This window comes from Campylobacter concisus, from assembly GCA_002092835.1.
Taxonomy (GTDB): domain Bacteria; phylum Campylobacterota; class Campylobacteria; order Campylobacterales; family Campylobacteraceae; genus Campylobacter_A; species Campylobacter_A concisus_K.
This window is the reverse complement of sequence record LVWL01000019.1, coordinates 247,720-270,712: the sequence shown is the minus strand read 5'-3', so window position 1 is coordinate 270,712 and position 22,993 is coordinate 247,720. Positions and strand designations below refer to the sequence as shown.

At 36.9% G+C, this 22,993-nt stretch carries 20 protein-coding genes, 1 other RNA gene and 5 pseudogenes; 17 read left to right on the top strand and 9 right to left on the bottom strand.

Annotation, left to right across the window (positions count from 1 at the left end; all coding sequences use genetic code 11):
* The first annotated feature begins 133 nt into the window (after nucleotides 1-133).
* An RNA gene (rnpB, locus tag A3835_05705) (RNase P RNA component class A) lies at nucleotides 134-458 on the top strand.
* 14 nt (nucleotides 459-472) lie between these two features.
* Here the strand turns inward: rnpB and A3835_05700 are convergent.
* From A3835_05700 to A3835_05685, 4 genes and pseudogenes are all read right to left on the bottom strand, one after another.
* Nucleotides 473-700: a hypothetical protein gene (locus A3835_05700; protein ID ORI07962.1), complete on the bottom strand. Its 228-nt coding sequence runs from the start codon at nucleotides 698-700 to the stop codon at nucleotides 473-475.
* Nucleotides 693-1,063, bottom strand: a pseudogene (locus tag A3835_05695) (flagellar protein FliS). The gene A3835_05700 and the pseudogene A3835_05695 overlap by 8 nt, the downstream one beginning before the upstream one ends.
* A 9-nt stretch (nucleotides 1,064-1,072) precedes the next feature.
* Nucleotides 1,073-2,833: a flagellar cap protein FliD gene (locus tag A3835_05690; protein ID ORI07961.1), complete on the bottom strand. Its 1,761-nt coding sequence runs from the start codon at nucleotides 2,831-2,833 to the stop codon at nucleotides 1,073-1,075.
* 2 nt (nucleotides 2,834-2,835) lie between these two features.
* Nucleotides 2,836-3,231, bottom strand: coding sequence for a flagellar biosynthesis protein FlaG (locus A3835_05685; GenBank protein ORI07960.1), 396 nt, complete (start codon nucleotides 3,229-3,231; stop codon nucleotides 2,836-2,838).
* A 118-nt stretch (nucleotides 3,232-3,349) separates the two neighbouring features.
* Between A3835_05685 and A3835_05680 the strand changes: the two genes are divergently transcribed.
* The 14 genes and pseudogenes from A3835_05680 to A3835_05615 all read left to right on the top strand — a co-directional run bounded on the left by A3835_05680 (nucleotide 3,350) and on the right by A3835_05615 (nucleotide 14,831).
* Nucleotides 3,350-3,694, top strand: a complete 345-nt coding sequence (locus tag A3835_05680; protein ORI07959.1) for an ornithine carbamoyltransferase — start codon at nucleotides 3,350-3,352, stop codon at nucleotides 3,692-3,694.
* Nucleotides 3,691-4,257 (top strand): 16S rRNA (guanine(966)-N(2))-methyltransferase RsmD, encoded by a 567-nt coding sequence (locus A3835_05675; protein ID ORI07958.1) that lies wholly within the window; start codon nucleotides 3,691-3,693, stop codon nucleotides 4,255-4,257. The genes A3835_05680 and A3835_05675 overlap by 4 nt, the downstream gene beginning before the upstream one ends.
* A gap of 69 nt (nucleotides 4,258-4,326) precedes the next feature.
* A complete protein-coding gene (locus A3835_05670; GenBank protein ORI07957.1) occupies nucleotides 4,327-5,379 on the top strand; it encodes a flagellar biosynthesis protein FlgI in 1,053 nt (350 codons plus the stop codon).
* Nucleotides 5,379-5,678 (top strand): rod-binding protein, encoded by a 300-nt coding sequence (locus A3835_05665; GenBank protein ID ORI07956.1) that lies wholly within the window; start codon nucleotides 5,379-5,381, stop codon nucleotides 5,676-5,678. The genes A3835_05670 and A3835_05665 overlap by 1 nt, the downstream gene beginning before the upstream one ends.
* Before the next feature lie 70 nt (nucleotides 5,679-5,748).
* Nucleotides 5,749-5,940: a hypothetical protein gene (locus tag A3835_05660; protein ORI07996.1), complete on the top strand. Its 192-nt coding sequence runs from the start codon at nucleotides 5,749-5,751 to the stop codon at nucleotides 5,938-5,940.
* A 13-nt stretch (nucleotides 5,941-5,953) separates the two neighbouring features.
* Complete coding sequence (locus A3835_05655; GenBank protein ORI07955.1) at nucleotides 5,954-6,385, top strand: flagellar biosynthesis protein FlgN; 432 nt, start codon at nucleotides 5,954-5,956, stop codon at nucleotides 6,383-6,385.
* A 3-nt stretch (nucleotides 6,386-6,388) separates the two neighbouring features.
* Nucleotides 6,389-8,259, top strand: a pseudogene (locus tag A3835_05650) (flagellar biosynthesis protein FlgK).
* On the top strand, nucleotides 8,256-9,023 hold the full coding sequence (locus A3835_05645) for a TIGR02757 family protein (protein ID ORI07954.1): 768 nt from the start codon (nucleotides 8,256-8,258) through the stop codon (nucleotides 9,021-9,023). The pseudogene A3835_05650 and the gene A3835_05645 overlap by 4 nt, the downstream one beginning before the upstream one ends.
* A 66-nt stretch (nucleotides 9,024-9,089) precedes the next feature.
* The gene (locus A3835_05640) at nucleotides 9,090-9,626 is read left to right on the top strand and encodes a superoxide dismutase (protein ORI07953.1); all 537 of its coding nucleotides are present in this window, start codon (nucleotides 9,090-9,092) and stop codon (nucleotides 9,624-9,626) included.
* A gap of 155 nt (nucleotides 9,627-9,781) precedes the next feature.
* Nucleotides 9,782-10,543: a hypothetical protein gene (locus A3835_05635; GenBank protein ID ORI07952.1), complete on the top strand. Its 762-nt coding sequence runs from the start codon at nucleotides 9,782-9,784 to the stop codon at nucleotides 10,541-10,543.
* 65 nt (nucleotides 10,544-10,608) lie between these two features.
* Complete coding sequence (locus tag A3835_05630; protein ORI07951.1) at nucleotides 10,609-11,292, top strand: F0F1 ATP synthase subunit A; 684 nt, start codon at nucleotides 10,609-10,611, stop codon at nucleotides 11,290-11,292.
* A gap of 164 nt (nucleotides 11,293-11,456) precedes the next feature.
* Nucleotides 11,457-12,877, top strand: a pseudogene (gatB, locus tag A3835_05625) (aspartyl/glutamyl-tRNA amidotransferase subunit B).
* 11 nt (nucleotides 12,878-12,888) lie between these two features.
* Nucleotides 12,889-13,779 carry a glycerol-3-phosphate dehydrogenase gene (locus tag A3835_05620; protein ORI07950.1) on the top strand — a complete coding sequence of 297 codons (891 nt, stop codon included), beginning with the start codon at nucleotides 12,889-12,891 and terminating at the stop codon, nucleotides 13,777-13,779.
* Entirely contained in the window at nucleotides 13,776-14,831 is a 1,056-nt protein-coding gene (locus tag A3835_05615; GenBank protein ORI07949.1) for a glycosyl hydrolase, read from the top strand. Before A3835_05620 ends, A3835_05615 begins: the two co-directional genes overlap by 4 nt.
* Nucleotides 14,832-14,911: 80 nt before the next feature.
* Here A3835_05615 and A3835_05610 read toward each other — a convergent pair whose 3' ends face one another.
* The 5 genes from A3835_05610 to A3835_05590 all read right to left on the bottom strand — a co-directional run bounded on the left by A3835_05610 (nucleotide 14,912) and on the right by A3835_05590 (nucleotide 20,529).
* Complete coding sequence (locus tag A3835_05610; GenBank protein ORI07948.1) at nucleotides 14,912-16,105, bottom strand: hypothetical protein; 1,194 nt, start codon at nucleotides 16,103-16,105, stop codon at nucleotides 14,912-14,914.
* Complete coding sequence (locus tag A3835_05605) at nucleotides 16,102-18,261, bottom strand: ATP/GTP-binding protein (protein ORI07947.1); 2,160 nt, start codon at nucleotides 18,259-18,261, stop codon at nucleotides 16,102-16,104. Before A3835_05605 ends, A3835_05610 begins: the two co-directional genes overlap by 4 nt.
* Nucleotides 18,262-18,325: 64 nt before the next feature.
* A complete protein-coding gene (locus tag A3835_05600) occupies nucleotides 18,326-18,778 on the bottom strand; it encodes an aryl-sulfate sulfotransferase (GenBank protein ID ORI07946.1) in 453 nt (150 codons plus the stop codon).
* On the bottom strand, nucleotides 18,771-19,601 hold the full coding sequence (locus A3835_05595) for a permease (GenBank protein ORI07945.1): 831 nt from the start codon (nucleotides 19,599-19,601) through the stop codon (nucleotides 18,771-18,773). Before A3835_05595 ends, A3835_05600 begins: the two co-directional genes overlap by 8 nt.
* A 40-nt stretch (nucleotides 19,602-19,641) precedes the next feature.
* Entirely contained in the window at nucleotides 19,642-20,529 is an 888-nt protein-coding gene (locus A3835_05590; GenBank protein ID ORI07944.1) for a permease, read from the bottom strand.
* 144 nt (nucleotides 20,530-20,673) lie between these two features.
* On the opposite strand from A3835_05590, the pseudogene A3835_05585 reads away from it, so the two are divergent.
* Nucleotides 20,674-22,013 (top strand): annotated as a pseudogene (locus tag A3835_05585) (phospho-2-dehydro-3-deoxyheptonate aldolase).
* A gap of 24 nt (nucleotides 22,014-22,037) precedes the next feature.
* Nucleotides 22,038-22,993, top strand: a pseudogene (locus A3835_05580) (pyridine nucleotide-disulfide oxidoreductase).

Genomic DNA, 22,993 nt, shown 5'->3' with positions numbered 1-22,993 from the left:
GCTAGACTTTTGCTCAAATGGTTGTCTATAAAGTCGCTTTTTGTATGTAAAATCATATGGCTTAGAAGAAGTAAGTGTAGTTGTGATAAAAGTTAAAGCTATAAATTTAAGCCAAAACCGCTATAATTTCGCTCTGGCACGGTAAGCGGTCGCTTTTGTATCATACAAAAGAGGAAAGTCCGAGCTGCGATAAGACAAGGTTCCATCTAACGGATGGCTAGGGAAACCTAAGGGATAGTGTAACAGAAAGTAGACTTCCGCTTCGGCGGTAAAGGTGAAACGGCGGAGTAAGAGCCCACCGGCACGCTTGGTAACTTGCGTGGCCATATAAACCCAACCTGCAGCAAGAAGGGATGGTTTTGGTCTTATATTAAAACCCTTCGCTAGAGCTTGTTTGTAAAAGCAAGCGTAGATAATGATCGCTCAAGACAGAACTCGCTTAACGCCGTGCCTTTAAATTTATAAAAATTGATTAGTTTGCTACGTATTTTTGAGCTTTTTGTAGCTTTATAAGCTCATTTTGGATGTGCGAAGACTTGCTTTTTAAAAGCTCTATTGCGCCGCCAATTAGTGCTTGTGCTTCTTGTGCCAAAGCTAGGGTCGTAAACATATCCTCACTAAAATTTTGTGATAAAGCAGCTATCTTGCTCGTGTCTTCGTTTATCAATGCTAATTTAAATTCATTGATCCAACTATTCACCTGAAGTTACCTCTCTCCATGCTTCTGATAGTTGCTTTACGACATTGGTTACTTCATTTAAGGCTGCGACATCGTTTTGTATATTTGCCATAGCAAGAAGCTGCATCTGTCTTGTATAAAGGCCGCTAAGATAGTGGCTACGTCGCCTTGAGAATAATCAAGCGAATTTAAAAGCTCAACAAAAATAGCGTTTGTCCTATTTATATAATAAACTTTTTTCTCTATATCTCCAGCTTCTATCGCCTTTTTGGTACGAAATATAAATTTTAAAATTCCGTCATAAAGCATTTCTATTAATTTAGTTGGGGACTCAATGCCCCCAAAACTAGACTGTGCGTATGCACTATATGCACTTTGATTCATCTTTTTCTCTTATTTTCTGCTATTTATCTCTGCATCGATCATTGATTTTAGTGTCGAGAACTGATTTTCTAAACTCGCGATGATGGCATTATACTTGATAAAACGCTCTTGCATTGTTGTATATTTCTCATCTAAAAGCTTTTGTGTGCTCTCTTTGTTTTTTGTGATCGACTCATTTTCATCTTTTAACTGATTTTGCATAGCAACCATCGTGCCACTTTTGCCAACGACACCATCAAGCATTTTAGCTAGCTTTGTAAATAGCCCATCTGTCTTTTTGGTTACTGGATTTATGGTAGCTTCATTCATACCTAGAGCTGTTAAGGCTGAATTTTTACCTTTTACCTCGATATTTTCGCCATCGCTTCTTTTTAAGACGATTCTTTTACCGCTTTTATCAAGACTGGCTGTAACTCCAGTTATGCCAGCGTCATTTATGGCTTGTTGAAGTTTTAGTGCATTTTCTTCGGCTGTGGCTGTGGCTGTAGTTGAGAACGTAACCGACTTGCCGTTTATCGTAAGATCACCAGCTTTTATGTCTAATGCTCCAGCACTAACAGTTGATGCTCCCATATAGCTTATTGGCTCGATCTTACTTGATCCCATGAAAAATTTCTGAATCTCTTCAGGATCTTTGCTAAGAGCCGCATTTAGTTTATTTAGATCAAGCTGAAGCTGTCCGTCTTTATCAGGCACTATGCCATATTTGCTTAATGCTTTGCCTTCGCTATCTTGTCCATTTACAAGACGACCAATGTTTGATCTTAAGCTTGAAATTTCGCTAACGCCTTGGAAGGTGCCAGCTCCTTTTTCCTCGTCATATTTTGTAGCTATGCCAAGGTTCATGGTCATTAGGTTGTAGTCTTTGATAAATTCTTCAACCGCTTTTATTACCTCTTTTGTATCTTGAGAGACGCTCACGTTTGTTTTGCCAGTTTCATTTAATGTAATAGAAATTCCCGGTCTTAAGTCGTTGAAGGTATTTTTGCTTCTTTTTACATTTACTCCGTTATATGTAAATTCCGCATCTTGTGCCTTTAAAATTCTATTTTTTTCAAAATTTGATGTCATCTTTGGTGTGCCATCAGGATTTGTTAGCAGAGTGCCATTTGCATCTTTATCTTGAAACTGCGTACTATCCCAGCCAAGTTTATCTAAAACACCAGCCGTATCATTTGAAAATTTAATAGTCTGTGTTGCGCCAGTGTTGCCTGATTGAAGCATGATTTGATTTGGCTTATCTCCGCCAACATTTAAAATTCTAGCTTGTAATTTACCACCACTGATATCATTTATCTTGTCTACAATATCTTGATATGTGGTTGATCTAGTTACGCTAATAGAAAATTTTTGTCCATCGATCTCAACATCAAAAGAGCCGTTATTTGTTGCACCTACTAAGCTTGAAGCGTTTTTGAAATTTGAGCTTTGAAATGTATCTTTTTGAGCAAGTTTTTGTACATCGATACTAAAATTTTGCACGCTAACGCCATTTGCCGCTGAGGCTGTTACGCTTTTGCCAGCGTTATTTGTAGTTCTTTTTAGATAAAGTGCCTCTCCGCCAAGTGTTTTGCCACTTACGTTTACGTTGCTAACTAGAGTTTTTAGCGCTGCAAGGTCTTTTTGTTTTAGGTCGTTTCTCTCTAGCCTTTTTGTTAAAGGCTTGATCTGTCCTGCCTCATCTGCTTCTTTTAGCTTTTTGATAAGATCATCATTTAGTCCGCTATTTTTTGTACCTAAGCCTAAATTTGTTACGTTACCTACTGCCATTTTTAACTCTCCTTGTCAAAAAGTATTCCGATACTTTCTTTGAAATACTCGCTTATTCTTATAGCTTCTTTGCTTGGAAGTTGTGTTATCTCTTCGCCAGTTTTAGCATCTTTTACTTGCACAACCATTAAATTTAGCTTCTCGTTGTAAGCAAATCTTACATTAGTATCGAGCTGCTGCATTTGATAGTTTAGCTTGTCAGTGACCTCTCTTGTTCTTTTGGCAAGCTCTTCATTGCTAAGTCCGTCTAGCTCGTTAATGTCTTTTGTTTCATTGTTTTTATCAGCACTTAATTTAACATCAGAATGCTCGATAGGTCTGCTATCTATTTGACGCTGAGCAGATGTGCTCATGCTCGTATCTAGTACCTGATTTGCTGCTGCCTTAAAGATTTCCATAGTTTTACTCCTTAAACTTACGTTAGCTTCTACATCGGTAAAATTTTAAAATCCTTTAGTGTTTATATAAATTTTGATTATTTAGGCTAAAATCGAGCAAAAATTTATAGGAAGAGATATGAAAATTTCATTTGAGTGCGAGTGTATTTTACTTCAAAAGACACTGCTGCTTTTTTGTGGAAATTTGGCTGCTCATCATAAGGATTGTGATTTCGTAGTGAGTGACCGCGAGATCGCGACAAAAAAACCGCTATTTATAATAGGAAAAAATGCTCATCTTTCTCATCCTTTTACCAAGACAACACTTCTTGATACGCTTGAAGAATTTTACTCAGCTATGCAAATTTCAAAAGCAAATGAGCCAAATGAAGCTAAAAATGAAAAAGGTCTAGAAGAGAAAATTTCACTTTTGATAGATAAATTTAAAGCCGATCTGCTTGAAATTTTAAGGGCAAATCAGTGAAGCTTTACACTAAAATCTCAAGTGGTAAATTTAAAGGCAAAAGGCTTGAACTGCCAAGTCTAAGCACGACTAGAAGTACAAAAAGTATCGTAAAAGAGTCCTTTTTTAACATCATTAGAGATGAAATTTACTCACTTACATTTATAGAGGGTTTTGGTGGAAGTGGCGTGATGGCAAGCGAGGCCGTTAGCAACGGAGCACGCGAGGCTATCGCTATCGAAAAAGATAGGGCTGCTTTTAAGATCACACAGATTAATCTTGCTAGCCTTGAAGTCGCAAATTTAAAAGCAATAAATGGGGACACTTTCGCCATTTTGCCTGATCTTGTAAATTCGCAAAATGGTAAGGTCTTGTTATATCTGGATCCGCCATTTGACATAAGAGTTGGCTTTGATGATATCTACGAAAAGCTTGTAAATTTAATCTCACAGCTAAAAAAAGAGAAAATTTATATGATAGTTTTTGAGCACAATAGCGACTTTAAATTTAGCAATGAAATTTCTACATATAAACTTGTAAAATTTAAAAAATTTGGAGTTACTTCGCTCTCTTATTTTCAATAAAAATTTATAGTAAAATTTGGAACATATTTTGCTTTAAAAACCTAAAATAGCTAAATTTTAGGAAAAAATATGAAAAAATTTTTATCTTTTGTAGCAGCTTCAGTGATAGCTACTTCAGCCTTTGCTACGCAGATAAAAGAGCTTGCAAATATCGTTGGTGTAAGAGATAACCAGCTAATAGGCTACGGCCTAGTTGTCGGACTAAACGGCACAGGTGATGGCTCAACGTCAAAATTTACGATCCAGTCTTTATCAAACATGCTTCAAGGTGTAAACGTAAAGATAAACCCAGATGATATCAAGTCAAAAAACGCAGCTGCTGTTATGGTAACAGCTAAGCTTCCTGCATTTGCAAGGCATGGCGATAAGCTTGATGTCGTGATCTCATCTATCGGCGATGCAAAAAGTTTGCAAGGTGGTACGCTTCTCATGACGCCACTAAAAGGCGTTGATGGTGATATTTACGCTTTGGCTCAGGGCGCTTTAAGTATCGGTGGTAAAAGCGTGGGTAGAACAGGTGGCAACCACCCAACTGTTGGCTCTATTCTAAATGGAGCTTTGGTTGAACGAGAAGTGACTTATGATATTTACAATCAAGATAGCATAAGACTAAGCCTAAAAGATACAAATTTTAAAACCGCTCTTGATATCCAAAATGCTATAAATGCAAATATCTCTGATGATGCCGCAAAGGCGATCGATCCAAGAACGGTTATCGTTAAAAAGCCAGATGATGTTAGCATTATTGAGCTTGCAAGCGCTGTGCTTGATCTTGATGTAGAGTATAAGCCAGATGAAAAGATAGTAGTTGATGAGAGAACTGGCACGATAGTAAGTGGCATAAATGCTGTGGTTAGCCCAGTTGTCTTAACGCATGGTGCAATCACAATAAAAATAGAGCCAAATAGCTATGACGAAGCAGCGCAAAACGATGTAAATATAGGAAGCGATACGTCGGTCGCACCTAGTCAAAATTTACTTAAAATTTCAGGTGAAAAAACAACCGTTGCAAATGTAACAAGAGCGCTAAACAAGCTTGGGGCAACACCAAGTGATATCATATCGATACTCGAAAATTTAAAGCGAGTTGGTGCGATACAAGTCGATCTGGAGATAATATAATGCAAATAGATAACACCTTAGCGCTAAATTCATACAATGAAATTTCGGCAAATAAGATAAAAAATGCAAATGCTAAACAAGATGCACTTTTAAAAGAACAAACCGATGCGTTTGAGGCATATATGGTAAAGGCTGTGCTTGATATTGCTTTAAAAGAAGATGAGCACAACTCGCTATATCCAAAGGCTGCTGGTAGTGACATTTATAGGTCAATGTATAACGATGCAATGAGTAAAGCATTGAGCGGAAATCTTGGTTTTTCAGAACTTTTGTACGATTTTTTAAAGAGAAGCTCTTAAGTAAATTTATATTCTGCCGATGTAGTGATATAAACATTTTATTTTAAGAGGTATGAATATGATAAGGCCTTTGAACCAAAGACCAAATTTCCAGGCAAATACGCTAAATAAAAATAGCGATGCCAAGGTCGGAACTCAGAGTAAAGAAGTAAGAACAAACGAAAACGCAAAGCTAAAAGAGATAGCTGATGCCATAGCAAATGGCACTTATCAGGTTGATATCTCAAAAACGGCTAGGGCTGTGGCTGATGCGTTGCTGTAATTAAGGAATTTAAATGATAAAAAAGCTTTTGGACGAGGCTATAGGCGAGCTTGATGAGCTTATAAATTTAACCATACAAGATATCGCAAATATAAAAGAGGCTAAGCACTCAAGCGTTGATGAGAGTGTAAAGAAAAAAAATGCCTTAGTTCGTGCATTTGAAGATACAAAAAGAGCACTAGATAAAGAGCTTTTAAAGGTATCAAAAGAGAGCGGTACGACTACACTTGCTAGTGTTTTAGACGATGAAGTGAAGTCAAAGCTTGTGCTTATGCGTTCAAAACTTGAAAATTTACATAAAGTCAATAAAGAATATGCAAGACATGTTGTTGCTGTTAAAGAATTTTTTGATTCACTTAATGAAAAAATTTTTGGTACTAAAGCAAGTGAATACGGCCAAGATGGGAATAGCATAGATAATAATTTTTATAAATCAAGGGTTTAAAAAATGGCTAATATTTTTATGTCATTAGGCACGGGTGTTTCAGGACTAAATGCAGCCCAGCTTCAAATAAGTACAACCGGAAATAATATCGCAAACGCCGATAGCAACTACTATACAAGACAACGTGTTGTCCAATCCGCATCTCCAGCGATGAATACAGTTCCTGGCGGAGTTGGCACAGGCACACAAGTAGATACTATAACAAGGCTTCATGATGAGTTTGCCTACTCAAGACTAAAATACTCATCGTCAAATTTAGAAAATACAGCCTATAAACAAAGAATTTTGCAAGAAGCTACAAAATATTTTCCTGATCTAAAAGATAATGGAATGGTGAAGGATATTCAGGAGTATTTTTCCGCGTGGAATAACTTTGCTTCGAACCCTAATGCAGGTGCTCAGAAAGTAAATTTGATAAATAAAGCAAGTGTATTGACTGCAAGTATCAACCGCTCATCAAAGATGCTTTATGATATGCATGAAAAGATTGATGAAACAATAAAAATAAATATAAATGAGATAAATTCGCTAGGCAGGCAAATAGCAAATATTAATAAGCAAATCCAAAGAATAGAATCAGGCGCGGACGCTGGTATAAAAATAAATGCAAACGATCTTCGTGATAAACGTGATGAGCTTGAGCTTGCGATGTCAAAGCTGGTAAATACAGCAGTTTATAAAAGCGATCTAAAGAGCAATTCTAGGGTAGATACAGGAATAACAGATCAAGGAAAATACTACAATCTAAACATTGGCGGTGTAAGTATCGTTGATGGTGTAAATTTTCATGAAATTTCTATGAGTTCAACTGAAAGTGGACGATATACAAAAATTTATTATGAAAGAGAAGATGGCAGAAGAATCCCAATGGAAGAAAAGATCACAGGTGGTAAAATCGGAGCTGCACTTGATCTTAGGGGCCGAAACTACGAGCCAGATAATGATAAATTTAGTGATGGAACGATCCAAAAATACATTGATAATCTAAATACATTTAGTAAAACATTGATAACAAGTACAAATAATATCTATGCCGAATCCGCAGTTGAAATTTCTAACTCAGATCCGATAAGTTATTTAGAAGGCGATAAGACGTTGATGAATCATGATAATAGTATAAGAAACGGAAGTTTGAAGCTATTGTTTATGATAACAAAGGTAATGTCGTTGCCAGAAAAACCATAAATGTAAATGGCACGACGACGATGAATGATACAAGATATGGCAACTCTATCGTCAAAGACTTTAACTCAAACTCAGATGATAATAAAGACAATAATATGCTAAATGACGTTGATGACTTTTTTGAGGCGTCATATTTTTATGATAAAAATACAAAAAAAGGTACATTTTCTCTCATTCCAAAACAAGCTCAAGGGCTTTATAGCATATCAATAGTCGATCACGGCACAAATTTCCCAGGTGCTGTTGGTATAAATAGATTTTTTTCAGGTACTGACTCAAATAGTATCGGCATAAATCAAAATTTTACCCAAGACCACACAAAGCTTCGTGCCTACTCAAAACCAGTTATCGGAAATAATGAAGTTGCAAATAAAATGATCCAGCTTCAGTATCAAAAGCAAACCTTTTACTCAAGTGGCATAGCGCTTGATAGAGATGAGACGATCGAGGGATATTACCGCTATCTTACGACTGATATGGCGAGTGATACAGAGGCAAATAATACTATCCACGACACAAATACATCTTTGCAAAAGACAGCTGAAGAGGAATTTCAATCAACAAGTGGCGTAGATACCAATGAAGAGCTTACAAATTTGATCCGCTTTCAAGCAAGTTACGGCGCAGCGGCAAAGATCATCACGACAGTTGATCAAATGCTTGACACGCTTCTTTCACTAAAACAATGAGCGAGCTAAAGAGCCTTTTAGACTCGCACGTACTTAGCAAAAATACAAATCTGGGGCTGTTTGAAGCCCCAGATCCACTTCAAGTAGCTACTAAATTTAAAGAGCCAAACATAGCGCTCATTTGTGCGTTATTTGCTTATGGTAACGCAAAAATGATAGTGAAATTTCTAAATTCGCTTGATTTTGGTTTGCTTGATGAGAGTGAGCAAAATATCAAGAAAAATCTGTCAAATTTCAAATATCGCTTTCAAAATGAAAACGACGTAAGAGAAATTTTTATCACTCTCTCACGTCTTAAAAAAGAGGGTGATATAGAAGAAATTTTACGCCAAGGTCTTGCAAAAAATGGCGAGATGATAGATGGCGTAAATGAGCTTATCAAATTTATATACAAGCTAAATTCTTACCGCTCGGACGGATATGAGTTTTTCTTTGGTAAGAGTTTTAACAAAGAGCCACAAAGCCCATATAAACGCTATAATATGTATCTTCGCTGGATGGTTAGAGATAACGACATCGACCTTGGGCTATTTAAAAATTTGCCAAAAGATAAGCTTTTGATGCCACTTGATGTGCATACACATAGAGTTTCTTTAAATTTAGGGCTTATAAACAGAAAGAGCTACGATTTCAAAGCAGTCATGGATCTTACAAAAAAACTTAGAGAATTTGACGAGTTTGATCCGATAAAATACGACTTTGCTCTTTATAGAATAGGGCAGAGCAAAGAGCTAGAAACTATCATAAAAAATCTTAATCAATAAAAATTATTGCTAAATTTTTAAATTTAGGATAGACTTGCCATACAATTTTATCCATAAGGAGCTTGTATGAAAAAAATCGTTTTGCTAAGTGCAGTTTTAGGAACTTTGCTTTTTGCTCATGAGAGTCATCACTTTGATGCAAAAGCCGGAGAGCATCTAGTCATACCTGTTAACGAGCTAAGCGAGAAGGGCGACAAGAGTGTCGGTGAAGTAGTAGCTGTTAAGACAAATTACGGCGTTGCATTTTTTCCAAATTTAAAGGGAATTACTGCAGGACTACACGGCTTTCACATCCATGAAAATGCTGACTGTGGTGCGACTGAAAAAGGCCTTGGCATGAAAGCAGGCGGTCACTGGGATCCAGCTGGCACAAAAATGCACTCTTTTGCATGGGATGACAAAGGCCACAAAGGCGATTTGCCAGCGCTTTACGTAGATGCTGAGGGCAATGCAAACTATCCAGTGCTAGCCCCAAAGATAAAAAGTCTTGACGAGCTAAAAGGTCACTCACTAATGGTTCATGTTGGTGGTGATAATCACAGCGACAACCCAAAAGCACTTGGCGGTGGCGGTGCTAGAATGCTTTGTGGCGTTATTAAGTAGTCACTTTAATAAACGAGTCTTTGAGCTAAATCCAAAGGCTCGTTAAGATTTATAAATTTTAAAAATCTCTCATTTCAAATATAAAAATTTTACAAAAAGATAAGTACAAATAAAATACAATCTGCTTTTATTTCAATTATCAAAAGAGCAAAAAAATGGAATTTGATCTACTTAGCTATGTCGTTTTTTTTGTAGCTGCGTTTTTAGGCGGTTTTATCGATTCTATTGCTGGCGGAGGCGGACTTATAACGCTTCCAGCTATTATGGCGATGGGCGTACCACCACATCTTGCACTTGGCACAAATAAGCTTCAAGGAGTTTTTGGTAGCTTTACAGCGACTTTAAATTTCACAAAACGGGGATTAATTAATTATAAAGAGTGCTTTGCAGGTATCGTTTTTACTTTTATTGGAGCTATCATCGGAGCAGTGGTTATTCTATTTTTAAATACAAATTTTTTAAAGATAATTATCCCATTTTTACTGATTTCTATTTTTATCTATACGCTTTTTATGCCAAAAGTCGGCGAAAATGATAGAGCTGCAAAGATGAATGAAAAGCTATTTTATGTAGTTTTTGGGCTGATACTTGGCTTTTATGATGGTTTTTTTGGTCCAGGAACAGGCTCTTTTTGGACATTTGCGATAGTGGCATTGATTGGGCTAAATTTAAAAAAGGCTGTCGCTCATACGAAACTCTTAAATTTTACTAGCAATATCGTTGCTCTTGGTATTTTTATAGCCGGCGGACAGATGCTTTGGGCTGTTGGATTTTTGATGGCAGTTGGTCAAATTTTAGGCGCATATTTTGGATCAAATCTTGTCATTAAAAAAGAGGTCAAATTTATTAGAACAATGTTTCTAATGGTAGTTGCAGTGACTATTTGTAAATTGATTTTCGATTATTTCAGAGTTTAAAATTAAAAATGTTTTAACAATAATTTTGTTACAATCACGCAAAATTCTAAATCCAAGGTAAATTAATGAAAGATTTGTTTCTATTTTCAAATTTCCTAAATAGCTCTCACGCCTTTATCTATGCGTTTCACTTTTTGCTTGTAGCTTTGATTGTTATCATAGTTGCTTATATAGCAAGGAGTAAGATGCAGCTTGTGCCAAGGGGTCTTCAAAATATAGTTGAAGCTTATTTAGAGGGCGTTATATCTATGGGAAGAGATACTTTAGGCAGTGAAAAACTAGCGAGGAAATATCTTCCACTTGTTGCAACTATCGGTTTTATCGTATTTTTTTCAAATGTTGTAGGTATTATTCCTGGATTTGAGTCACCAACATCAAGTCTAAATTTAACTCTAGTTTTGGCTTTAGTTGTATTTGTTTATTACAACTTTGAGGGCATTAGAGAAAATGGATTTTTTAAATACTTTGGACACTTTATGGGGCCGAATAAATTTCTAGCTCCGATTATGTTTCCAGTTGAAGTCATCTCGCATCTTTCACGTGTAGTTTCGCTATCATTTCGTCTTTTTGGTAATATTAAGGGTGATGATCTATTCTTGCTAGCGATGCTTACACTTGCACCTTGGTTTGCTCCGCTTCCAGCTTTTGCGCTTCTAACGCTTATGGCTGTTTTGCAAACATTTATTTTCATGATGCTAACTTACGTTTATCTAGCTGGTGCCGTTGCTATTAGTGAGCACGAGCATTAAAATTTAAAGCCATATTTTTATATGGCTTTTTCCTTTTTAAAACTATTTAAATTTTTAAATCACATTCTTTATTTTTCCAGTCAAAACGCTCATTTTTAGATATTTTAAAAGAAAGTATCGCTAAAATACGCCTTAAAAATTTGCATAATTTTAAAGGTAAAAATATGTTTGAAGTCGTTATCGGTCTTGAAGTTCATACTCAACTTAATACAAAAACTAAAATTTTCTGCTCTTGTTCTACTAGCTTTGGAGATGAAGCAAATACTCACGTTTGTCCGACTTGTCTAGCACTTCCTGGAGCACTGCCTGTTTTAAACAAAGAAGCTGTTAAAAAGGCGATCAGTTTTGGTACGGCGATAAACGCTAAAATCAATAAAAAATCAGTATTTAATAGAAAAAACTACTTCTACCCAGACCTTCCAAAAGCATATCAAATTTCACAGTTTGAAATTCCTATCGTGGAAGGTGGAGAGCTTATTATAGATGTTAATGGCACTAAAAAACGCATCGGTGTAACCAGAGCCCACCTCGAAGAGGACGCTGGAAAGAACATCCACGAAGAAACTGAGAGCTTGGTTGATTTAAATAGAGCCGGAACGCCGCTTCTTGAGATAGTTAGCGAGCCAGATCTTAGAAGTAGTGATGAGGCGGTTGCTTATCTTAAAAAACTACACTCGATCCTTCGCTTTTTAAATATCAGCGACGCAAATATGCAGGAAGGTAGCTTCCGCTGTGATGCAAACGTCTCTATCCGCCCAAAAGGTGATACGAAGCTTTACACGAGAGTTGAGATAAAAAACCTAAACTCATTTAAATTTATCCAAAAAGCTATCGACTACGAAGTAGAGCGCCAAAGTGCAGCTTGGGAAGATGGTAAATATAATGAAGAGGTCTATCAGGAAACAAGACTGTTTGACACTACAAATTTAGTAACAAGATCTATGCGCGGTAAAGAGGATAGTGCGGAGTATAGATATTTTCCTGATCCTGATTTATTACCAGTCGAGATCCCTGAAGAGATGTACAATGAAGCGATAAAGATCCCAGAGCTTGCCGAGCAAAAAGTGGCAAGATATGTAAGCGAGCTTGGTGTTAAAGAGAGTGATGCTTTAAATTTAACCCAAAGCGTTGAGATGGCTAGATATTTTGAAGAGCTAATTGCTGCTGGAATTTCTCCAAAGCTCGCTACTACGTGGCTTATAGTCGAGCTTCTTGGTCGCTTAAATAACGGCGTAACGATCGAGACAAGCCAGTTGGTAGCGCCAAGATGATAAATTTACTAAAACGCATAGAAGATGGAACGATAAGTGGCAAGGCTGCAAAAGAGGTGCTAGACTACCTTATGGAAAACGACTCGGACATTGATAGCGTCATCGAAAAGCTTGGTTTAAAACAAGTGAGCGACGACTCAGCGATTATCGCGATCATAGATCAAATTTTAGCTGCAAATACTGACAAAGTAGAAGAGTATAAAAATGGTAAAGATAAGATGTTTGGTTTCTTTGTTGGTCAAGTAATGAAAGAGGGCAAGGGTGCCTTTAACCCAGGCAAGGTCAATGAGCTTTTAAAGGCTAAAATAGGCTAAAAAGGGCTAAAATGAGCATAGCAGTCATCGGAGCTGGCAAGTGGGGCAGTGCGCTATTTCACGCTTTTAGTGAGAATAACGAGTGTGTCATCAGCTCAAGAACGCCAAGAGAGATGTCAAATTTTGTAAGCTTAGAAGAGGCTTTGGAGTGCGAATATCTAGTTTGCACGATCCCAACGCAAGCTACAAATTTATGGCTAAAGCAAAACTACAAAAACAAAGGTCAAAAGATCTTAGTCGCCAGCAAGGGCATAGACACAGCAAATCTTAAATTTCTAAATGAAATTTACGAGGATTTTGTGGATAGAGAAAATTTGGCTTTTCTTTCAGGGCCGACCTTTGCAAAAGAGATCATGCAAAAGTTGCCTTGCGCCCTGGTAGTAAATTCTAAAAATGAAAATTTAGCTTTAAAATTTGCTTCATTTTTTCCAAGCTATATGAAAGCCTATACCTCTGATGATGTGATCGGAGCTGAAGTATGTGGAGCGTATAAAAACGTTATCGCTATAGCTGGCGGTATCTGTGATGGCCTTGGTCTTGGCAACAACGCAAGGGCGAGCCTCATTTCACGTGGGCTTGTCGAAATGGCTAGGTTTGGCAAATTTTTTGGCGCAAAAGATGAGACTTTTATGGGGCTTAGCGGTGCGGGCGACCTTTTTTTGACCGCTTCATCGATACTTTCTCGCAACTACCGCGTGGGTCTTGGCATCGCAAGACACGAGAGGCTAGAGAAAATTTTAAATGAGCTTGGCGAAGTGGCCGAGGGCGTAGATACCGCAAGAGCCATTAGTAAGATCGCAAAAGAGAGAGGTATTTACGTGCCAATCGCAAGCGAGGTCGAAAATATGCTAAATGGCAAAGATGTTTTTGAGAGCGTTAAATCACTTTTAGGAAGAAGATGAAAGCTTTTAAATTTATACTTTTTGTGACTATTTTTGCTCTGGGACTAAACGGTGCAGAAGTTAGCCTAAGAGCTAAGGTTTCGCAGATGATAATGGTTGGCTTTAACGGAGCTAGCACAAAAGACGCTACGTTTCGCGCGATGTTAAGCGACGCTGGATATGAGAGATTTGGCGGTGTGATGCTACTTGGCAGAAATGTCACCAGTAAAGCTCAGCTAAAAGCTAGTATAAAAGCGATCAAAGAGAAAAGTCCTAAAATTTTCATCGCCATTGACGAAGAGGGCGGCAATGTAAGCCGTATGAAGGATAAGAGCTTTGACGGCCCATATCCTAGCGCTTATGAGGTTGCAAGCACGCTTGATATCAAAAGTGCATATGATCTCTACTCAAAAATGGCTATAAATTTAAAAGAGTGCGGCATAAATTTAAATTTCGCTCCAGTGGTCGATCTGCACGATGAAAACTCGCCGATCATTGCTGCTAAGCAAAGGGCGTTTAGCGAGTATGCAAGCAAGGTTGTGATCTACGCTGATGCTTTTATGGACGCATTTAAAGAGCAGGGTATCCTAACGACACTTAAGCACTTCCCAGGGCATGGTAGCTCAAAAGAGGACTCACATAAAAATAAGAGCGAAGTCACGCTAAGTAAAGATGCGCTTTTGCCATATAAAGACGCCATAAGCACTGGTAGAGCGCAGATCATCATGGTCGGACACCTTTTTGTAAAGGGCATCGACGAGAACAATCCAGCCACACTTTCTAAAAAAATAATAACCGATCTTTTGCGAAATGAGCTTAAATTTAATGGCGTAGTCATAAGCGATGATATGCTGATGAAAGGCGTTGGCGACGAGTCTTTATCGCAAAAAGTGGTTAAATTTATAAACGCTGGAGGCGATATCTTGCTCTTTAGCGAGTTTAAGATAAACAACCAAAGAATAGCCGATCTTATCACTCAGATCATAATCGATGCTGTAAATGAGAAAAAGATCAGCAAAGAGCGAATCGACGCTTCATATAAGAGGATAATGGCTCTAAAAGCGAAGCTTTAATGGCTACTTTGATGAGTTACAAACCATTTATAAAGAAATAGAAATTTAGAGTGGAATTTTAATAAGCTTTTAAAAGTATTTTAGACTAGTAATTTTCTAGCAATCTCGTCTTTTTCTAAATCAAAGTATAAAACATTAAGCCACATATTGTTTTCATATTTAAATTTCATAGCTTTTTGGTCAACGCCACTTATTCTTGGGTATACGAGATAAAGCCTGCCGTACTCGTATTTCTTACCGTAAGCGTAGAGTTGATATAGGTCGGCTTGTGAGATATCATCTCTTGACTTTACGATCTTCCATTTTGTATCGGCTATAAATTTGCCTTCTAAGAATATGTCAGGCCTTAGTCTAAAACTTCTTGGATTTTCTATGAGGTGCTTTTCTGAGTGCTGTAATGCAGTGCCTGGAAACTTTTTCTTTACAAAATTTCCGACATAGCTTTCAAAGAGCACATTCATATCAAATAGCAAGGCAATCGCTAGATCGTTACCTCTATACGGACCAAACGACTTGTTTTGTAAAAATATCTTGCTCCATAAAAGCGCTTGTTCATAGTGTTTTGTTTGGCGATTTAGTTTTAAGCGGCTAAAGTCCGCGTTTATATCGGAGCTAGATGAAATTTCGTCAAAGATAAATAAATATTCCCTAATAAGCCGTTGGTTTTTGCTTGATTTTGAGCGCTTGTATAAAAACTCGAGTGCGCTTTTTATGAGACGATTTTCGGCCATATCTATGGAAAACTCTTGATAGCAAATGTAAAACCTCTCTTTATGGACGATATTTTTACGTATTTGCTCCGATATTTTAAGCTTTCCTTTTAAAAATTTTAGGTTATCTTCTAGCTCTACGTAGTCGCTTTTTATGCCTATTTTTATGAGTTTTGATACTTCATCTAGGAACATCAATATAAAAATTTCAAGAAGTGGTAGATTCAAACTTTTTAAATTCGTAATGTTTATATTTTTAAATGGATGATTTTTTAAAGTCTTTAGCATCGTTAGTAAAATCTTTTTAGAATTTTCTATCGCCTCCTCGTTACTACTATTATCGTTGTCATGAATCTTAGGAAGTATCTCAAGGCTATCGCCGCTTTTTGTCTGGATGATACCGACGTAGTTTTGAGCTTGTAAAAAATCGCCCTTTTTGTCTCTACCGGGCTTTAAAAACTCTACTGCGGCAAAATTTTCTCTAGTAAAGGCATCTACGGCTTTAAATAGGTCTTGGTCGTCTTCCGGGCGAAATTTTTCAAACTCTATTAAGTATTTGGTCATTGCTCTTGCATTTTGTTTTGTTCGTAAATTTTTATATAGTTTTCTGGTTCTTTAAAGGCTTCAAATTTTATCTCATATAAAATTTTATCAGTTTCGTATTCTTTGCCATCCAACACAAGCAATTTTCTATCTTTCTCTTTTTCTTTTAGAAGCCCATTATCTCCTAGTACCAGCCTTATCTTTTCCCAATCGTCATAAAAATACTCTTGAAGTAGCGGTAAAATTTTATTTTTAAAGATTGAGGCTAGCTCTTCTATATCAGCGCCATCTTTTAGTGACATAAAATAGGCATGTCCTATCGTTTGATCTCTGTCGTAAAGATATTCTATACGATCGTTTATCGTTTTAAGCATTTCATTGAGCTTTATGTCGGTGTCATCTCCGTTTTTAATGATCTTAATATCTTTTAGAAGTTCCGGTTGTGGCATCATCTCCACAAATTCAAACCTTCTTCTAAGAGCCGTATCCATAAGTGCTATGCTGCGATCTGCTGTATTCATCGTACCTATTATGTATAAATTTGACGGCACTCCAAATTTTTCTTTTGAGTATGGCAGCTCCACCATTATCTCATTATCTGCTCCGAGCCTCTTTGACGGCTCTATAAGAGTTATGAGCTCACCAAAAATTTTAGAGATATTTCCGCGATTGATCTCGTCGATGATTAAGATATAATTTTTTTCAATTTTTTGACTATCTTTTGTAAAAATTTGTTTAAACTCATCTATTTTTAAATTATCTTTTATATTATAAATACTCATTTGCGAGAATTGTTTGTATAAAATTTTTTCATAATAAATCGGCTCATCTGGTATAAAAATCCACTCAACGCTTCTAGCTTGAACAAAACTTTCAAGATCATCTCGATCTAAATATTTATACTCACCAGTCACTCTAGCTACCGCTCTTAGTTTTTTGTTTCCTAGTGAAATTAAGATTATATCACCGTTTTTTATCTCGTTTTTTAGTCTATTGATGGCTGTGGCTGAAAAATCTACCATTTCTTTTTCCATGCGTTTTGAAATTTGCTTGGCGTTTTCACAACCGCTAAAATTAATCCAATCACCAAAGCCAAGTAAGACAACATTGTTTTTGATGCAATATTCAAACACAAAATCTTCTTCTGGTTTTTGAGAGTCCCCTAAAGACATCTTCCAAAAATTTATATTATCATTAAAGTCAAATTTGTTGCTTGTTTTACCTTCAATATTTTGCGCCATTTTGCAAAGTGTTTTAAAAATACCATCTTCAATATCGTATTTTATTTCCTTGTTATTGTCGGTTTCACTATTGCCTAAAATAGGCTTTATGCCCTCAACAAATTCTTCATATCCATAGCTTTGATGAAATGTTACGAATTTTATTTGTCCACTTCGTATATATCCATCAAATTTCTTTTTTAGATCATTTCTGTTTTCGCTTATATCAACTTTTCTTTCTTCTATTATCTCGATAGCTTTTGTCACTGTACTGTATGTCTTTCCAGTTCCTGGAGGACCATATAAAATTTGATTAAGGGGACTAGTTGACTTTTTGTCATCATCGGTCATTTTATATCCTTCACTATCACTATTGTTTTGTTGATTATTTTCTGTGTTTTTATAAAATTTCTCATACGTTAGATGATATACATTTGTTAGCGCATTAAGTAAGCTTGTGTAGTCAAGAGTTGTAAAAGCATCTACACTCTCTATAGCAAAAAATATATTTTTTTCAAATTCAAATTCAAATTTATCAAGCTTAAAACCATCAACATGTATCTTTTTGCATTCTGACTCTAGAAAGTTATATATTTCATCTTTCAGTTTTTCTTCTGTATCGCTTAGTTTTGTATCAATTAGTCCTATGGATATATAAAAATTACTTGGTTTTGCTAAAACGGCAAAATAAATAACTAAATGAGATTCGTTTTTAAAGGGCTTATATCTATTCCATATATATTTTGAAATATTTCCGCTATTTTGCCACTTCCCATGATCTACGGTTTCAAAGCCATTAAATATATTATTAGAAAAAATTTTTAAATTTTCACAAAAATTACTTAATTTGCGGCGTGTTGTTTCGTCGTTTTTGCGATAAGTTATATCTTGAGCGTATCTATTTGTAAAATACTTAAACCCATCTAAAATTTTATTTTTTAAATCATCGTTTATCATATTTCTCTCCTGTAGTTTTTGATTACTCCCATTATTCTATAGCTTACACTTTTTAAGTATCTTTTTACAACTCATCAAATTCTCTTTTTAGTTCGTCTCTTAAGCTCTCGGCCTTGTTTTCGCCGTCTTTAAAATTTGCCCTTACAAAGCCATCAAGCTCGTCTAAGATCACAAAGAGTTCGCTCTCCCAGCTTAAATCTTCTTTCTTTGATAAAGTTTCTAATTTTTCTCTTATTTGCTCTAAGGCATCTAATGCTTTATCTTTTTCAGACTCACTATTTAACGCATCTTCAAATAAAATATCCTGCCTTAAGGCGTTTATTTTTTTAAATATTGCGTTGCAAAATTTAGGGTATTTTTCAGCATTGCTTAAATTTTCCAAAACCTCTTGCGTAGCTTTTTGGTAGGCTGGCACAGCTCCCTCTTCGTCTAGCTTTCTGGTTAGTTTTTGTATCTGAAAATATAAAATAAGCGCTGCAAAAAACGCAAGCAGCAAATAAATCGTAACGCTATTCATTTTTACTCCTTTTTCTAAATTTATCTATGCTAATTATCGCAAGTGCCAGCCAGATCATACAAAACGAGATGACCTTGTAGCCGTCTAAATTTTCGCCGTAAATGAAGACCGCACAAAGGATCGCGATGGTCGGCGAGATGTATTGCAAGTAGCCAATCGTTGTTAAATTTATCCTTGTTGCCGCTGCGTTAAAAGCGACAAGCGGCACGATAGTTACGATGCTTGAAGCGATCATTAAAAGTGAGTCCTCGTTTAGTCCAAAGTGGCTTTTGCCTAAAAATGCTATGTAAAAAACGTAGGCAAGTGCAAATGGGAACATAAAAAATGTCTCTATAAAAAGCCCGTTAAATGCGCTAATCTTTGCCATCTTTCTAACTGCTGCATAAAATCCAAATGAAAGCGGCAAGATGATAGAAACTAATGGCAATCCGCCTTGGGCATAAATTTGTACGCTAATGGCTAAAACGACTATGCAAATGGCTAAAATTCCGCTTTTATTTAGCCTTTCTTTAAAGATGATAACACCAAGGAGCATGCTTATTAGGGGATTTATAAAATAGCCCAGGCTTGTATCTAAAATTTTTCCATTGCTAACCGCATAGACATAAACGCCCCAGTTTGTGGTGATAAATATGCCACTCAAAAATAGGATTTTTAGCGAACGAATATCTTTAAGTAAAGTAAAAATTTCACCCATTTTGCCACTAAAATAAAGCACGCCAGCCATCAAGAAAAACGACCAAATGACCCTATGAGCTAAAATTTCATAAGCATCGACATCTTTGCTAAAGAGGTTGAAATAAACCGCCAAAAACCCCCACATAAAAAAGGCGCTAAGCGCGAGAATAACGCCTTTTTGGCTCTCATTTAGTCTTGGTATTTTTGTCGCCTTTTATAGAATTTATACTATCTATCATCAAAAGTGTGACCGAGATGGCTAGGCAGATCATTAAAAAGTATGAGCTTTTCTCCAGTCTCTCGCCGATAGCAAATGAGACAAAAAGCATCATTATAGGCTCAAAATATGTAAGCAAACCTAGTACATTTATCGGCACGAGCGTGCTTGAGAGGATCTGGGCGATGAGGGCTATGCCGCTGATAGCACCAAGCAAGATGAGCAGATAGTAGATGTTTGGATTTTGGCTCATCACGTAGTTCATATCGGCTGTGAGCGCAAAATAAAATGAGAATAAAAACATAAAAATTATCTCTATAACAAAGCTTGAGAAATTTGCAAGGTTGTAGTACTTTCTAATGGCAAAATAGACTGGATAAAGGCAAAAAACTACAGCGCTCTCCCACGAGATGCCGCCGCTTAGTATAGCTGTGCTAAAGACGCCAAGGGCTGCAAAAAATATCGAGGCTAGCTTTGTTTTAGAGAGGTGCTCTTTAAAAAATATCCGTCCAAAAAGGACCATGACTATTGGCATGATGAGGTAGCCGATAGAGACTTTTAGCGCTGATCCGTTGCTTGGAGCCCAGAGATAGAGCCACATCTGAAATGAGACAATGAGCGAGGTAGCTAGTAAAACTAGTAAAATTTTAGGTTTTAGCTTTATTTTTAGAAGTAAAAATTTGAAATTTCGCTGCTGTTTTAACAAAAAAATGGCTGCGATGACAAAAGGCATGGCAAAGATCATGCGGTATCCAACAAGAGCTTGCGTGCTGATGGGGTTCATGAGCACTGACATGTAGTAGATGCAGTTAAACAAAACAGATGCCAAAAGCGAATAAAATATGCCTTTTATCATGAAAAAATTCTGCTCCTTTTTGGGTAAATTTAAAGTAGCGATTGTAGGCAAAATATCTTTAATAGCCCATTAATGGCTTTTATTTTTTAAGTTTGCCGTGATATAATCAGCGTCTAATTTAAGGCAAAAAAGATAGGAAAATAAATGACTTGGAACCGCGATAGCTGGAGAGAATTTAATATCTTGCAACAACCAAATTACCCAGATTTAAAAGAGCTTAAAGAGGTCGAAGAAAAATTAAAATCGCTTCCTCCTTTGGTCTTTGCTGGCGAGGCTAGAAGCTTAAAAGAAGAACTTGCAAAAGTTTGTAATGGTGAGGCATTTTTGCTTCAAGGTGGCGACTGCGCTGAGAGCTTTACAAATTTTAATGCAAACAACATCAGAGATATGTTTAAGGTTTTACTTCAAATGGCGATAGTTTTAACCTTTGCTGGTGGCTATCCAGTGGTCAAAGTGGGCCGCGTGGCAGGGCAGTTTGCAAAGCCTAGGAGTAGTGATTTTGAAGAGGCAAATGGCATTAAGCTTCCAAGCTATAGAGGCGATATTATAAATGGCTTTGAATTTGACGAAAAGGCAAGAGTGCCTGATCCAAAACGCATGATAGAGGCGTATTATCAAAGTGCATCTACGATGAACTTGCTTAGAGCCTTTTCAAGAGGCGGTTTGGCCGACCTTCATCAAGTGCATAAGTGGAATTTAGGCTTTGTTAAAAAGCCAGAGATCGGCGAGAAATACGCAAAACTAGCTGATGAGCTAACAAAGACGCTTTCATTTATGGCAGCTTGTGGCATCACTTCAGCAAATACGCCAGTCATAAATCAAACTGCGGTTTATACATCTCACGAGGCGCTTTTGCTACCTTATGAGGAGGCTTTAACTAGAGTTGATAGTCTTAGCGGTGAGTGGTACGACTGCTCGGCTCATATGCTTTGGATAGGCGAAAGAACACGTGTATAAACGACGCTCACGTACATTTTTTAAGTGGTGTGAAAAATCCTATCGGTGTAAAGATCGGACCAAGTGCAAAGGCTGAAGATGTCGTCGCTCTTGCAAATAAACTAAATCCAGAAAATGAAGCTGGCAGACTAAACGTGATAATCAGAATGGGTGCTGATAAGATAGGCGAAAATTTACCAAAAATTTTAAGAGAGCTAAAGCGAGAAGGGCTAAATATCGTTTATAGTATCGATCCGATGCATGGCAACACCGTAAAAACCTCAAATAACTACAAAACCAGAGAATTTGACAAGATAATAAGCGAAGTTAGAAGCTTTTTTGAAATTCACAAAGCTGAGGGCACAAGGGCTGGCGGCGTACATCTTGAGATGACAGGCCAAGACGTGACTGAGTGCACGGGTGGGGCATTAAACATCACTGAAAGTTCGCTTGAGCAAAGATATGAAACACAATGTGACCCAAGGCTAAATGCTGATCAGGCACTTGAGCTTGCATTCTTGATGGCTGATCTAGTTAAAAAAGCTTAGAATTTATAAAATTTGGAGAAAAAGATGGTAAATGTTTATGATCTAATTGTTGTTGGTGGCGGACCTTGTGGAATTGCTAGCGTAGTTGAGGCAAAAAGAAATGGCTTAAACAACGTTTTGCTTCTTGAAAAAGGTGATAATCACAGCCAAACGATAAGAAAATTTTATAAAGATAATAAACGCGTAGATAAAGAGTATAAAGGGCAAGATAGTACGATACATGGCGTAGTTTCATTTGAGGATGGCACGAAAGAGAGCACGCTTGATTATTTTGACAAGCTGCTTGATACTGAAAAGATTGAAGCTTTTTTTAATTCTGAAGTAGAGAGCGTGAAAAAAGATGGAGAAATTTTTAAAGTAACTACATCAAAAGCCGTATATGAAGCTAAAAATGTAATGATATCAATTGGCAAAATGGGACGACCAAATAAGCCTGATTATAAAATCCCGCCTTCACTAAACGCGGTTGTAAATTTTAACCTCGATAGCTGTACAACGGCGAAAAGGTGCTTGTCGTAGGTGGCGGAAACTCAGCAGTTGAGTATGCGATCGAGCTTTGCCAATACAATAAAACCACAATCGCTTATAGAAAAGATAATTTTAGCCGCGTAAATGAGACAAATTTAAGTGCACTTTGGGAGCTAGAAAAGCACGGCAAGATAAAAGTTAGGCTAAATCACGATATAAAAGAGATAGATAACGAATCAGGCAAGGTTAGAGTGCATTACGAAAATGGCAAAATTCGCGTTTATGACAGAGTTGTCTATGCAATAGGTGGCTCAAGTCCGGTTGATTTTTTACAAAAATGTCAGATAAAAATCGATGAAAAGGGCACTCCAATAGTTGATAGTAACTACCAAAGTAGCGTGTCAGGACTTTATGTGGGTGGTGACATCGTGCTAAAAAATGGCGGCTCAATAGTCGTTGCTCTAAATCACGCTCATCACGTCATAAAAGACATTTTAAAGGGCAAGGCATAA

What these genes read in the sequence shown, in the direction of transcription:
- A3835_05690 (ORI07961.1), bottom strand. Translation starts at nt 2,833, where the DNA reads ATGGCAGTAGGTAACGTAACAAATTTAGGCTTAGGTACAAAAAATAGC.
- A3835_05685 (ORI07960.1), bottom strand. Translation starts at nt 3,231, where the DNA reads ATGGAAATCTTTAAGGCAGCAGCAAATCAGGTACTAGATACGAGCATG.
- A3835_05680 (ORI07959.1), top strand. Translation starts at nt 3,350, where the DNA reads ATGAAAATTTCATTTGAGTGCGAGTGTATTTTACTTCAAAAGACACTG.
- A3835_05670 (ORI07957.1), top strand. Translation starts at nt 4,327, where the DNA reads ATGAAAAAATTTTTATCTTTTGTAGCAGCTTCAGTGATAGCTACTTCA.
- A3835_05665 (ORI07956.1), top strand. Translation starts at nt 5,379, where the DNA reads ATGCAAATAGATAACACCTTAGCGCTAAATTCATACAATGAAATTTCG.
- A3835_05655 (ORI07955.1), top strand. Translation starts at nt 5,954, where the DNA reads ATGATAAAAAAGCTTTTGGACGAGGCTATAGGCGAGCTTGATGAGCTT.
- A3835_05645 (ORI07954.1), top strand. Translation starts at nt 8,256, where the DNA reads ATGAGCGAGCTAAAGAGCCTTTTAGACTCGCACGTACTTAGCAAAAAT.
- A3835_05640 (ORI07953.1), top strand. Translation starts at nt 9,090, where the DNA reads ATGAAAAAAATCGTTTTGCTAAGTGCAGTTTTAGGAACTTTGCTTTTT.
- A3835_05635 (ORI07952.1), top strand. Translation starts at nt 9,782, where the DNA reads ATGGAATTTGATCTACTTAGCTATGTCGTTTTTTTTGTAGCTGCGTTT.
- A3835_05630 (ORI07951.1), top strand. Translation starts at nt 10,609, where the DNA reads ATGAAAGATTTGTTTCTATTTTCAAATTTCCTAAATAGCTCTCACGCC.
- A3835_05620 (ORI07950.1), top strand. Translation starts at nt 12,889, where the DNA reads ATGAGCATAGCAGTCATCGGAGCTGGCAAGTGGGGCAGTGCGCTATTT.
- A3835_05615 (ORI07949.1), top strand. Translation starts at nt 13,776, where the DNA reads ATGAAAGCTTTTAAATTTATACTTTTTGTGACTATTTTTGCTCTGGGA.
- A3835_05610 (ORI07948.1), bottom strand. Translation starts at nt 16,105, where the DNA reads ATGACCAAATACTTAATAGAGTTTGAAAAATTTCGCCCGGAAGACGAC.
- A3835_05605 (ORI07947.1), bottom strand. Translation starts at nt 18,261, where the DNA reads ATGATAAACGATGATTTAAAAAATAAAATTTTAGATGGGTTTAAGTAT.
- A3835_05600 (ORI07946.1), bottom strand. Translation starts at nt 18,778, where the DNA reads ATGAATAGCGTTACGATTTATTTGCTGCTTGCGTTTTTTGCAGCGCTT.
- A3835_05595 (ORI07945.1), bottom strand. Translation starts at nt 19,601, where the DNA reads ATGTGGGGGTTTTTGGCGGTTTATTTCAACCTCTTTAGCAAAGATGTC.
- A3835_05590 (ORI07944.1), bottom strand. Translation starts at nt 20,529, where the DNA reads ATGATAAAAGGCATATTTTATTCGCTTTTGGCATCTGTTTTGTTTAAC.